This window comes from Sphingomonas prati, from assembly GCF_014643515.1.
Classification (GTDB): Bacteria; Pseudomonadota; Alphaproteobacteria; order Sphingomonadales; family Sphingomonadaceae; genus Sphingomonas_R; species Sphingomonas_R prati.
The window spans coordinates 291,546-303,957 of sequence record NZ_BMJP01000003.1; the positions used below are offsets into that span (position 1 = coordinate 291,546).

The following is a 12,412-nucleotide window of genomic DNA, read 5'->3' on the forward strand; positions in this document are numbered from 1 at the left end:
CCTCGTGCAGGGTTCTCGACAGGCTCGAACCAAACGGGTTGGGGGTCAGGCCAGCCTTAAGCCGCCAGCTCCAGCGCCCGCTCGCCAACCACCGGCCGCTTGCCGAGCAGGTGACAGATTGCATAGGCCAGTTCCGCCCGGTTGAGCGTGTAGAAGTGCAGGTCGCGCACGCCGCCGGCATACAGCTTGCGACACATCTCGGCCGCCACCGTCGCCGCGACAAGCTGGCGCGTCGCCGGATGATCGTCCAGCCCGTCGAACAGCCGGTCCATCCACGGCGGGATCGCCGCGCCGCACATCGCGGCGAACTTGCGCGTCTGCGCCACGTTCGACACGGGCAGGATGCCAGGCAGCAGATCGGCCGTGATCCCGGCCGCCGTCGCGCGGTCCCGGAACCGGAAGAAGGCGTCGGGCGAAAAGAAGAACTGCGTGATCGCCCGCGTCGCGCCAGCATCGATCTTGCGCTTCAGATTGTCGATATCGGTATCGGCGCAGGTCGCCTCCGGGTGCATCTCGGGATAGGCCGCGACCGAAATCTCGAACGGCGCGATCCGGCTGAGCCCGGCGACCAGCTCGGCGGCGGACTGATAGCCATCGGCATGCGGCGCGAACTTCTCGCCCTCGCGCGGCGGATCACCGCGCAGCGCCACGATATGCCGCACGCCCGCGTCCCAATAGGCCCGCGCCACCTCCGCGATCTCGTCCTTCGACGCATCGACGCAGGTCAGGTGCGCGGCGGCCGGAGTGTCGGTCTCGGACGCGATCCGCGCGACGGTCGCATGCGTCCGCTCGCGCGTCGACCCGCCCGCGCCGTAGGTCACCGAAACGAAGTCCGGCTTCAGCGGCAGCAGCGTCGAGATCGCGTTCCACAGCGCGATCTCCATCTTCTCCGTCTTGGGCGGGAAGAATTCGAACGACACCTTCGCGTCGCCCGCCAGGTCGGCGAACAGCGGGGCATCCAGCGCGCAACGCGCCTCTTCCAGTTCGGTCACGGACAATGTCATGCGGCGATCCTCTCGGGCAGGGCACCGGGCGTCTTGCGGCCCAGCCATAATTTCACGGTCAACGTTCCACCGGCCAGTTCCTGCACGTCGTCCAGGACCAGTCCGGCCGCGGCGAACCATTTCGCCAGCTGCGCATCGTCGAATCCCAGCCGGACATGCGCGGCCCGCTGGCGCAGTTCCTCGCGCTCGTGCCGCGCGAAATCGACGATCAGCAGGCGTCCGCCACGTGCCAGCAACCGCGCGGCCTCCGCGATCACCGCGCCCGGCTGCTGCGCATAATGCAGCACCTGATGCAGGATCGCGGTGTCGGCGGATGCGGGCGCCAGCGGCAGCGCATACATGTCCCCCTGCCGCAGCTCGACATTGCCCAGCCCCGCGTCGGACAGCTTCGACCGCGCCATCCGCAACATTTCCGGGCTGCGATCCACGCCGGTCGCGCGCAGCGATAGGGGCGCGAGCAGTTCGATCATGCGACCAGTACCCGTGCCGATATCGACCAGCCGACCGACGCCGCCCTCGGTCAGCATCGCCACAGTAGCCGCCTCGACCTCGCTCTCGGCGACATGCATCGACCGGATTTCGTCCCATTCGACCGCATGTTCCGCGAACCATGCCTGCGCCGCGACGGCGCGGTCCGCACGTACCGCAGCCAGCCGGTCCAGATCGACCGTCGCCTCGTGATCGTCGCGATCCGCCCAGGCGTCCGCCGCGATCAGCAACGGCTCGACCATTGCCCGGTCGCCCAGCGCCACGAACACCCAGGCGCCTTCCTTGCGGCGATCGGCCAGGCCGGCATCGGTCAGGATCTTCACGTGGCGGGACACGCGCGGCTGGCTTTGCCCCAGCACCTGCGCGAGTTCACCCACCGACAGCTCCATCGCACGCAGCAGCGTCACGATCCGCAACCGGGTCGGATCCGCCAGTGCGCGGAAGATATCGAGAGGGATCGTCATATTGATATAAGGACATAAAGATATCTTTATATCAGCGCAAGCGCCTTGTGCGCTCGGGGCGGCTGTGGCACCCGCCCGGCAGGGCAATAGAACGCCCGGATCGGATATAGTTATGCGTACAGCCATCGCGACCTGCTCGGTCGCTTTCTTGCTCGGCGGGGTCTCGACAGTCGCCGTGGCGCAGACCACCCGCCCGGCCGCCGCCGCGCCGGCGTCCGTCGCGCAGCCGCAGGCTCCGGTCACCGCGACGACGACCTTGACGGCCCCCGACTCCACAGCGGCCGATGCCGGATTCGCGGCGGATGGCCTCGCTGCCGCTCCCGAACCGCGCGATCGCTATGAAAAGCTGAACCGCGGCATCTGGGGCTTCAACCAGTTCATCGATCGGATCATCCTGAAACCCGTGTCGTCCGGTTACCGCGCGGTCATTCCACGCGTCGCCCGCCGCGGGATCACGCGGGTCTTCAACAATCTCGGCGAACCCTGGTCGTTCGTGAACAACATGCTTCAGGCCAAGCCGAAGCGCGCGCTCCGCAATCTTCGCCGCTTCGTCGTCAACACGACGATCGGAGTCGGCGGCCTCGCCGATCACGCGACGAAGATCGGCATCCGCCCGGCACCGGAGGATTTCGGTCAGACGCTGGCCGCATGGGGGATCAAGAACAGCGCCTATGTCGTGCTGCCCGTCTTCGGCCCGTCGACGGTGCGCGACGGCATCGGCACCGGCGTCGCGTTCGTCGCCGATCCGTACCAGATCGCGTTGAACCAGACGGATCTGTCGCTCTGGACGAAACGCGGCATCGGCATCGTCTCGCTGGTCAACGCGCGCGCGAACCTAACCGAAAGCGGCGCGGACAGCTTCCTGGCGTCCAGCCTCGATCCCTACGCCGCCGCCCGCTCCGCCTTCTGGCAGCGCCGCACCGCCGCGCTCGCCAACCAGGACGACGGCCCCGCAATCGGCGCGAACGCGACCAACTCGTCGGCGGCCGCGCCGATCAGCAGTCCGGCCCCGGCCGGCGACATCGCGCCGGATCCCTTCCTCGCCGACGACCCCGGCACCGATCCCGCCACGGGCGCCACGCCGCCCGCCGACGCGACCGTGCCGCAGTCCGGTGCAGCAGCCATCAAGCCGCAGCCCATCGCATGGAACCGGCCAGCATCAACCTATGTTGTCAACTGACCATATTGGGGAAGGACCCGCCATGAAGAAGACCGTTTTCGCCACGACGATCCTGCTGTCCGCACTGACCGTGGCGGCCTGCAGCCCCACCGCGCAGAACGAAGCCGGCCAGGCCGCCAACGCGATCTCCGCCGACATCAACGCAACCGCGTCCGAAGCGACGGCCGACACGTCGAACGCGCTCGACGCGGCCGGGTCGAGCATCGACAACGGTGCCGCCGCACTCGGCGCCGCGACCGAGAACGTGATCGACAAGGCCGATGCCGAAGCCGACCGCACCGGTGCCGCGCTCGCCAACGGCGCGGAGGCCGTCGACAACAGCATGTAATCGACGCCCTGCACCGCCGCCGTGTCGTCCGTGACGCGGCGGCGGTTCCAAGAATGACTGCTTCGCCGTTTCAGAGGGCGGGACCGTACATCTCCATCCTCGAACGAGCGGTCCGATGAGCTACAGCGGTAAAACCGGGGGTGGGAAAGACGCATAGGATCGCCTGACGGGACCGGGCAATCACGGCCGTTGCCAACGGCTTAAGAAACGCTTCCCATGTCGGACACCCGGTTTCACGATACTCGTTCAGGCACCGAACAGCGCCTGCTCGAGCTGCAATCGAAGCGCGAGGCGCAACCGGCCGGGCCAACCGCGGATGTCGCGACGGAACCTCCGGCGGCGACCATCCCGACGATCGCCTATTTCACCAACGTCTACCCCAAACCCAGCCACACCTTCATCCGCACCGAGATCGCGGCGCTGGAGGCACAGGGGTTCGCGGTCGTCCGCATCACGATCCGCCCGCCGGCCGATCCGCTCGTCGATGCCGACGACCGGACCGAGGCCGATCGCACCCAGCGACTGCTCGACCATGACACCGGCCCGCTAATCGCTGCCGTCTTGCGCCAGCTCCGCCGCAATCCCCGCAATCTCCTCAGCGCCACCGCGACGCTGTTCGCCGCCCGCGCCGCATGGCTCACGCCGGTCCGCTCGCTCGCCTGTCTGGCGGAGGCATGCCGGCTCGTCGCCATCGCGGACGCGCACGCCGTCAGGCACGTCCATGTCCATTTTGGGACGAACCCTGCCACCGTCGCCTGGCTGGCCAACCGCATCGCCGGGCTAAGTTACAGCATGACCGTCCACGGGCCGGATGAATATGACGCGCCCGTCGCGTGGCGGCTGCGCGAAAAGATCGCCGACGCGGCCTTCGTGGCAGCCGTGTCGGACTATGGCCGGGCACAGCTGATGCGGTGGGCGGCACCCGCCGACTGGTCCAAGCTCCACGTCGTCCGCTGCGGCCTGCGCGGCGAGTGGTGGAGCTCACGCCGCACGATTGAAGGCCCGACTGCGTCCACCGTCCTCGTCTGCGTCGCGCGCTTGAGCGCGCAAAAGGGCATCCCACTGCTGCTCGACGCCGCCGCCGCCCTCCTCGCACGCGGTCGCAAGTTCCAGCTCCGCATCGTCGGCGACGGCGAACTGCGTGCCGCGCTCGACGATGCCATCGCCGCACGCGGTCTCGGCCGGGTCGTTTGCCTGCTCGGCTGGCGCGATGCAGCGGCCGTGCGCGCTGAGATCCTGGGCGCCCGCTCGCTCGTCCTGCCCAGCTTCGCCGAAGGGTTGCCTGTCGTGCTGATGGAAGCACTCGCGATGGAACGCCCCGTCATAGCCACCGCGATCGCGGGGATTCCCGAACTGGTGGACGACGACTGCGGCTGGCTGATCCCCGCCGGATCCGTCGAGGCGCTCACCACGGCAATGGACGCCGCCCTTTCCGCCTCGCCCGTCGCGCTGCGGGCGATGGCGACATGCGGCCGCGCGCGGGTCCGGCGCGATCACGACGGCGACGTCAACGCCGGCCGCCTCGCCACCCTGCTGCGCGCCGCGTTGGCCCCGCCGCGTTCAGATACTCGCCGGCGGAATCATCCGTAGGAGAAGCGGGACCTGCCGCCACCAGAGCGCGCTGGTCAGCTGGCGCGGCGGCAGCCCGACGGACAGCTGCTTGATGTCGCGCCGCGACAGCCCGGTCCGTTCGCACAGAAACGGGTGTCGCGGCCGCTGCGCAAAATAGCTGTAGAAGATCGCCTTGCGATCCCGCGCCACCGCCGGCCGCCCGCGGTGGAAGAAGCGCGCCGTATCAGTGAACACGACGGTTCCGGCCGGCCCTTCGCACGACACGATGTCCGCTGCGTAGTCGGCGCCGAGCAGTTCCACCAGTTCGCGGTCGGACGACAGTGCGTAACGGAACCCGCCCGCATCGTTCTGGCGCGAGTCCGACCGCGCGATCATCTCGAACGGCCCGCCCGCCCCGTCGACATCGTTCAGATAGACCGCGATCTTCAGCATGCGGCGGTCTTCCCAGTCGCGATGCCACTTGCGTGTCGAAATCTCGCGCCCGTCCGCGACCGTATAGTTGATGCACACCCCGTCATACGCCGCCGGCAACCCGATATAGGTTTCGGCGATGTCGAGCAGCCGATCCGACAAGCCCCAGGTAAACAGGTTGGGCGCCGTCATCATCTGCGGCGCCGGCACCACGTTGAACACCGCCCCCGCAGCGATCCGACGGTGCGCCTCGTCGGCGTGCGCGTCCGCCAGTTCCGTCGCACGCGCCAGCATGGCATCCGACCCGGACAGCCCGAGCGCCGCGATCGGCACCATCGCGATGCCGTCGCGCTCCAGTCCAGCTACGATCTGCGCATCGATCCCGTGCAGTCGCGGCCGTTTCGGCCGGAACGCGTCGACCGCGGCATCGTAGCGCGGCCCCATCATCCGCCGGACGGGTGCCAGGTTCATCAGCCGCAACGCGGTCCGGGCCGGCAGGTCACGCAGACGGGCCATCGCCGCCCGACGCGTCTCAACCACCGGTCATGATCCGCACGATGGTATCGACATCGTCCGGCGTGATCTCCGGATGGATCGGCAGACAGATCACCTGCGCCGCGATCCGCCGCGCGTTCGGCATGGGCTTCCGCGCGGACGACAGGTCCTGATACCAGGGCATGTCCGACACCAGCGGGTGGAAGTAGCGCCGCGCCAGGATGCCGGAGCCCTGCAACCGCATCCACAACGCATCCCTGCTCTCGGGATAGTCCGGTTCAACCAGGATCGGAAAATAGGAGTGGTTGAGTGTCCATTTCGGCGACACCGGGAACGGACGGATCCCGGCGATGTCGGCCAGCTTGCTGCGGTACCGCGCGGCGATCGCCCCGCGCGCCGCGATCGACCGGTCGATGTAGCGCAGCTGCAACAGCCCGAACGCTGCCTGGAATTCGTTCATCTTCGCGTTCAGCGCCACTTCGGGAAGCACGCTATCCTGCACGAACCCGAAATTGCGCAACTGGTCGATCCGCTGCTTGGTCCGGTAATCCGGCGACACGACCGCCCCGCCCTCAACCGTGTTGAAGACCTTCGTCGCATGAAAACTCAACGTCGCCATGTCACCCTGGCGTAGCAGGCTCTCGCCACCGTCGCGGACGCCGAACGCGTGGGCCGCGTCGTAGATCACCTTCAGCCCGTGGCGCGCGGCAACCTCGGCGATCCCGGTGGTATCGCACGGCTGGCCAAAACAATGGACCGGCAGGATCGCGGTCGTGCGCAGCGTGACCGCCGCGGCGACCGCGGCGGGATCAAGGTTGCCGGTGATCGGATCGACATCCACGAACACCGGCACCGCCCCCACCAGCCGTAACGCATGCGCGGTCGCGACGAAGGTGAACGGCGTCGTGATCACCTCGCCCCCGACACGCAGCGCGCGCAGCGCCAGCCACAGCGCGACCGTGCCGTTCGACACCAGCGACAGATGCGGCACGTCCAGATAGGCGGCGAGCCGCGCCTCCAGCTCCTCGTGCATCGCACCACTGTTGGTCAGCCATTTGCGTTTCCAGATTTCCTCCAGATACGGGACATATTCGTCCAGCGGCGGCATGAACGGCTGCGTCACCAGCATCACGTTCGATGGGGCTGCCGGTGTCGGCAGCGCGATCTGGCCCGCGGCGGTCATGCCGCCCACCAACGTGCGATATCGGCATGGCTGGGCGCCGCATGGCGCGGTCCGGGGTCGAGGCGATCATCCCTTGTCATAATAATATCCGTCCATGTTGCGGACGGATCGTCCCGTCAGCGATTTGTTCAGCACCGATCCGATCACCGGTGTGGGGCTGAGGATGCGCAGAGCTTGTGCGATGTCGCTGCCGCGCGTGCGGCCTTCCTCGACGATCATCAGCACCGCATCGACGTTGCGCGCGATCAGCATGATGTCGTCCAGCACCAGCACCGGCGGCGTATCGACAATACAGATCGGTTGCGCCGGATGGTTCCGGATCGCGGTCAGGAACACCGCCAGCCGCGGCGCGGCCAGCAGGCTCGCGCTGTCGGCGCGCGACTCACGTGCGCCGTGGATCGTCAGGTCGGCCCCGGCAATGCGCGTCCCGGTCGACGGCCATGCCGCGGTTCCGTCCAGATAATCGTCGATACCGCTCGACGGCGTGATCCCGAACCGCCCGGCCAGCCGCGGGCGCCGCAGGTCCAAATCGACCAGCACGGTCGGATGGATAAGGCTGAGCGCCGCCGCCAGGTTCGCCGTGACGAACGTCTTGCCGTTTTCCGGCTGCGTCGACGTCACCGCCAGAATGCGCCCCCCCGGCCGGTGGAACCGGTGGAGGATCTGCGACCGCAGCAGGATGAAGCTGCGTGACCGGATATCGAGCGGGGCGAAACCGAACACGCCCGACTCGGCCAGCAGGGCCCGGTTCAGCACCACCGCTTCCGTCGGCATGCAATCCGGCCTGACCCGACCGACCGGACGGTCGTGTGGCACGGTTGGCTCGGCCGTCATCTGGAGGACATCAGACCGGTTCATGGGACCTCCACGGGGTCAACAGGCGGACGACGCCGGTGGCCACGCCACTGCGGTTGCCGGTTCGCAGCACCGGCACGGAGACGAGCGGCAACGCGCCCATCGACTGGATTACCCCGCCCTCGCCGTGGATCGCGCCGGTCAGGATCTCCCACGCGAGCAGCGCGACCATCCCGGCCCCCAGCCCCGCGACAATTCCGGCGGCGATCCGTGTCAGGCGGTCCGGACCGAGCGGATCGTTGGGCAGGCTGGGCGCGTCCACGACCGAGAACCGCTCCCCCTTGTCCTCCGACTGGAGGTTGGCGGCGACCTGCGCCTCCAGCTGCTTTTCGCGGATGTCCTGATACCGCATCTGCAGACTGGTATAGTCGCGCTCCAGGTTATTCAGTTCGTAGCTGGCCTGGGGGGCGAGCGAGGTCTTGTGTTCCATCCCCGATATCGACCGGACGAGGCCCGAACGCCGCTCCGCCAGCATCCCGATCCGCGACCGGCCCGCGGCCACTTCCGCCGCGATCGCGCCGCCCCCGGCCGGTGCCGGCTGGCTACGGACCAGTTCCGCCTGCCGCGCCACCGCTTCGCGCGCCGCGATAACGTCGGGGAAATCATCGGCATAAACGCTGCTCAACTGGTTCAGCCGCTCTTCTGCGCGGCGCAGCGCCTCGGTCCCCTGTCGCGGCGTCGCGGCAATCTCCTGACCGCGCGCGGCAAGCAGGCCGTTCTGCTGCTGCAAGCCCTGCTGCTCGGCGTCGATCCGCGACACCTCCGCGCGCAGACCCGCGCCCGATTGCGCGCTCATCGCCACCTGATCGGGCAAGGCGCCGGCATAACGCGCCTCGATCTCGCGGCGCTTGCCGGCCATCGTGACAAGCTGTTCGCGCAACTCGTCCGCCCGCCGGCCCAAGAACGACGCCGTGCCCGCCGCCTGCTCGGTCCGCAACTGCTTGTCGGCATTCAGGAACATCGCGGTCAGCCGCTCCGTCACCGCCTTCGCCTGCGCCGGATCGCGGTAGGTGAAGGACAGTCGGAACGCGATCGTGCTGCCGTTCGGCGCGGGCCCGGCACTGCCGTTCGTGCCGACCAGGTCGACGCTGATCGCCTGGCGCATCTGCGCGATGACGTTGTCCAGCGGCAGCCGCCGGCGCTCCTCCGGATACAGCCCCATCGTCGACACGATCTGGCCAAGCGCGACGCGGCTCATGATCTGCTGACGGATCTTGGCGATCCGCTCATCAGCATAATTGGCCTGGGCCGCCGGCATTACGCTCGTCGGGATCTGCTGCGATGCGATCAGCAATGTCGACGACGACTGGTAGGCGGGTGTCATCAACAGGACCGCGCCGACCGAGATCGCGAGACCCAGCAGGACGGGGACGATCAGCCACCAACGCCGGCGGTAGAGGATCGCGGCCATCTCGTTCAGGCCGAACGTGGCGGCGGGCGGGGCTTCGGTCTCGATCATCGCCGGTCCATCGCGTAAGTCAGCTGGAGGCCTCCGAACGCAGCGCCGATCCGCTCCCCGCCGATCAGCCGGCGGCGCAGATACTGGACCTGCGCCGATGCGGTCAGTGTGCTGCCGATCGTGCGTTCGAAGCGTGCGGTGGCACGGACCGCGTCGAACGACGGGACGATGTCGCCCTGGATCATCGCGCGCTGATATTCGCCCGAAAGGTCGACGACGCTGCGGCGCCCGATCCGTTGCCGGTACGATGCGCCCGCGACCGCGCGCCGCTGCAATCCGCCCAGCCCGCTGATCTCGGAGTTCAGCGATCCGCGCACGCACAGCACCGGACCGGGCAATGCGCGGCACAGGTCCGCTCGGCCGCTCAGCAGGGTCCGCGCCCGCTGGTCGACCGGCGCGTCCAACACCGCTTCGGTGCGGCTGCTGCTCCGCTCTGCGCCCAGTTCCGCGGTCGCGGTCCAGCCACCGCCCAGCTGCCGTTCGATCGTTCCGTAGAGCCGCTGTGTCGACAGGTCGGACGCACGCCGGGTCTTGCTGAACGTTGCACCGCCGCGCACACCGACCCGGGTGACCGGGTCAATACGCCGGACATAAGCCAGCCCCGCGTCCAGCGCGCGCGTATCGTCCAGCAGGTCGGTTCCGGTGAAACCGCTGCGTTCGTAGCCGATCTCCGGCCGGATTATCGTATAGGCATCGGGACTGATGATGGCGGACAGTCGCCCGCGATACGCCATGCGGATACTGCCCGGATCAGCGGCCGCCTCGACGCTGCTGGTCAGCAGGTCGACCGCTAGGTCGCGCGCGACGCCGGCCGACGCCGTGATGGTCAGATATTCGCTGCGCCGAACCTCTCCGCTCGCATTCACCCGCCCGGTCACGAAATTGCCGTAACGCCGGCTGTACGCGCGATCGGTGATCACCGCGTCCAGGTCGTAGCGCGATCCGTCGGCGGTGCGCACCGCGATGCTGGGTCGGACCGATGCCTCCACGCCCAATGCGCCCCGCTTCCGGCCGGGCAGCAGGAACGGGTTGTGCGATGCGAACACGCTCATGTCCGTCTCCAACCGCGATACGGTCTGTGCAGCGATCGGGCTGGCCAGGACCAGAGCGATCGCGGCCGCACCGCCAAAGGCGCAGCGGCGCGGATCATGGAATGACCAGGACATCGCCGCTCCGGAGCGTGGGCAGCGCATCCGGCAGCATCCCGGCATCGAGCCGCCGTGCGCCCTTCAGCACGTTCGTCAGCGCGATCGGCTCGACCACCTGACCGTTACGGGTGTGGCGCAGGATCACGGCATGCTTGGCATCGGCAAACTCGGCCAGCCCGCCCGCCATGCTCAGCGCCTGCACCACGTCGATCGTGCGGCCGGATGCATAACTGCCCGGGTTGCGGACCTTGCCGACGACGAAGAAATTCATGCCGGCGGTGTTGCGAACCGTCACGGTCACCTCGGGCACGCGCTCGCGGAAATTGCCGGCGATGCGCGTGCGGATCTCGGTCGCGATCTGCGCCACAGTTCGGTCCATGGCGGCGATCGTCCCGGCCAGCGGGATCGCGAACGTGCCGTCCGGCAGGATCCGCACCGTCCGCTGCATCCGCTCCTCACCCCAGACATAGATGTCCAGATCATCCCCGGCGTTGATGCGATATTCGGCTGACGCGGCCGCCGTGCGCGGTGCGGGCGCGTCAATGGCCGTCTGCGCCTGTGCGATGCTGCTCGGCCCGCCCATGATCATCAGGGCCGCCAGCGTCATGAGCGCGCAACGCGGCCGCGAGTGGGCGACGGGACTGTTCCTGCGATCCATGAATATGCCCCTTTCCCAACAGGGGGCAGCTTAGCGACACGGTGTCCGTCGGATATCGGGAGGTGGCCCGTCTGATAAGGGCGTGCGGCATTTTCGGACCTGCCGCCCCCCTCCCGCATTTGCGGGCTGACGATCGATCAGGTGGGAAACGACCGCGCACTCCGCACGCCGGCCGGAACACGCTTTTTAGGCTAGCGTCCGGCCCGGCGACTTAACGGAACCGACGCTGCTCAAGACCCAAACGGATCGCGACGACGACAGGCTTCCGAACGCGCCGAAGCGGGAGGTCACCTGTGCTGCAACGTCTTGAAACCATCGACGCCGATCTGCTCGATCGCGAACCGTCGCCCGCCCCTTTCGCGATGCCGACGTCCCCATCCCCGGTGCTCCCGCCGCCGGTGCGCGCGGTCCCGGCGCTCGGTTCGACCGCGAACTTCATGGATTTCAGGTTCCAGCTCGGCACGCAGGACGGCATCATGGGGCAGATCGCGGCGCGCGCGCCCGACGCCCCCTTTGCTTATGTCGTAACGCCGAATGTCGACCATGTGGTCCGCATCCAGCATCTGCGGTCCGATCTCTGGCCCGCCTACCGTCATGCCTGGATGACGCTGTGCGACAGCCGGATCCTCGCGCGGCTGGCCGCGCGCACCGGCCTGCGCCTGCCGGTCATGCCGGGCAGTGATCTGACCAGCGCGCTGTTCAACACCGTCATCGCGCCCGACGACAGGATCGCGATCCTCGGCGGTGATGCCGCCACGGTCGACGATCTCTGTGCGCGCTATGGCCTAACCAACGTCTTTCACCATGTGCCCAGCATGGGATTCATCGAAAGCCCGGCCGATGCCGCCCGCGCGGTCGATTTCCTCGTCGCCACCCGCGCGCGTTACAGCTTCCTTGCGGTCGGATCGCCGCAGCAGGAGATGATCGCCTACCGCGTCGCCAAGCTCGGCCTCGCGATCGGCATCGGGTTCTGCGTCGGGGCCAGCCTGGATTTCCTGACCGGTCGGCAGCGCCGCGCGCCGCGCGCGATGCAGAAGGTCGCGCTGGAATGGCTGTTCCGGCTGCTGTCGAACCCGCGCCGGCTCTGGCGGCGCTACCTGGTCGACGGCCCGTTGATCCTGCACGTCTATCGCAGCTGGCGGCGACGCAGCCGGGCCCTGCGCTGA

12 protein-coding genes are annotated in these 12,412 nt (G+C 68.2%); 4 read left to right on the top strand and 8 right to left on the bottom strand.

The window, feature by feature from the left end; translation table 11 throughout:
• Positions 1-56: 56 nt before the first annotated feature.
• Positions 57-1,004 (bottom strand): methylenetetrahydrofolate reductase [NAD(P)H], encoded by a 948-nt coding sequence (metF, locus tag IEX50_RS11875; protein ID WP_157176111.1) that lies wholly within the window; start codon positions 1,002-1,004, stop codon positions 57-59.
• Positions 1,001-1,957 (bottom strand): ArsR/SmtB family transcription factor, encoded by a 957-nt coding sequence (locus IEX50_RS11880; RefSeq protein ID WP_157176112.1) that lies wholly within the window; start codon positions 1,955-1,957, stop codon positions 1,001-1,003. Before IEX50_RS11880 ends, metF begins: the two co-directional genes overlap by 4 nt.
• A 112-nt stretch (positions 1,958-2,069) precedes the next feature.
• On the opposite strand from IEX50_RS11880, the gene IEX50_RS11885 reads away from it, so the two are divergent.
• The 3 genes from IEX50_RS11885 (at position 2,070) to IEX50_RS11895 (ending at position 5,055) form a co-directional block, all read left to right on the top strand.
• Positions 2,070-3,137, top strand: a complete 1,068-nt coding sequence (locus tag IEX50_RS11885) for an MlaA family lipoprotein (protein ID WP_184075212.1) — start codon at positions 2,070-2,072, stop codon at positions 3,135-3,137.
• Positions 3,138-3,159: 22 nt separating this feature from the next.
• The gene (locus IEX50_RS11890) at positions 3,160-3,465 is read left to right on the top strand and encodes a hypothetical protein (RefSeq protein ID WP_157176113.1); all 306 of its coding nucleotides are present in this window, start codon (positions 3,160-3,162) and stop codon (positions 3,463-3,465) included.
• A gap of 216 nt (positions 3,466-3,681) precedes the next feature.
• Positions 3,682-5,055 carry a glycosyltransferase family 4 protein gene (locus IEX50_RS11895; RefSeq protein WP_157176114.1) on the top strand — a complete coding sequence of 458 codons (1,374 nt, stop codon included), beginning with the start codon at positions 3,682-3,684 and terminating at the stop codon, positions 5,053-5,055.
• On the opposite strand, the gene IEX50_RS11900 is transcribed toward IEX50_RS11895, so the two are convergent.
• From IEX50_RS11900 to IEX50_RS11925, 6 genes are all read right to left on the bottom strand, one after another.
• Positions 5,026-5,988 carry a phytanoyl-CoA dioxygenase family protein gene (locus IEX50_RS11900; RefSeq protein ID WP_229673941.1) on the bottom strand — a complete coding sequence of 321 codons (963 nt, stop codon included), beginning with the start codon at positions 5,986-5,988 and terminating at the stop codon, positions 5,026-5,028. The two genes, IEX50_RS11895 and IEX50_RS11900, sit on opposite strands and share 30 nt — an antisense overlap.
• The gene (locus IEX50_RS11905; RefSeq protein ID WP_229673943.1) at positions 5,981-7,126 is read right to left on the bottom strand and encodes a DegT/DnrJ/EryC1/StrS family aminotransferase; all 1,146 of its coding nucleotides are present in this window, start codon (positions 7,124-7,126) and stop codon (positions 5,981-5,983) included. Before IEX50_RS11905 ends, IEX50_RS11900 begins: the two co-directional genes overlap by 8 nt.
• Before the next feature lie 66 nt (positions 7,127-7,192).
• Entirely contained in the window at positions 7,193-7,900 is a 708-nt protein-coding gene (locus IEX50_RS11910) for a CpsD/CapB family tyrosine-protein kinase (protein WP_157176115.1), read from the bottom strand.
• 70 nt (positions 7,901-7,970) lie between these two features.
• Complete coding sequence (locus IEX50_RS11915) at positions 7,971-9,440, bottom strand: GumC family protein (RefSeq protein ID WP_157176116.1); 1,470 nt, start codon at positions 9,438-9,440, stop codon at positions 7,971-7,973.
• Positions 9,437-10,606 carry a hypothetical protein gene (locus IEX50_RS11920; protein ID WP_157176117.1) on the bottom strand — a complete coding sequence of 390 codons (1,170 nt, stop codon included), beginning with the start codon at positions 10,604-10,606 and terminating at the stop codon, positions 9,437-9,439. The genes IEX50_RS11915 and IEX50_RS11920 overlap by 4 nt, the downstream gene beginning before the upstream one ends.
• Entirely contained in the window at positions 10,587-11,195 is a 609-nt protein-coding gene (locus IEX50_RS11925) for a polysaccharide biosynthesis/export family protein (protein ID WP_229673946.1), read from the bottom strand. Before IEX50_RS11925 ends, IEX50_RS11920 begins: the two co-directional genes overlap by 20 nt.
• A gap of 344 nt (positions 11,196-11,539) precedes the next feature.
• Between IEX50_RS11925 and IEX50_RS11930 the strand changes: the two genes are divergently transcribed.
• Positions 11,540-12,412 (top strand): WecB/TagA/CpsF family glycosyltransferase, encoded by an 873-nt coding sequence (locus IEX50_RS11930; RefSeq protein WP_229673948.1) that lies wholly within the window; start codon positions 11,540-11,542, stop codon positions 12,410-12,412.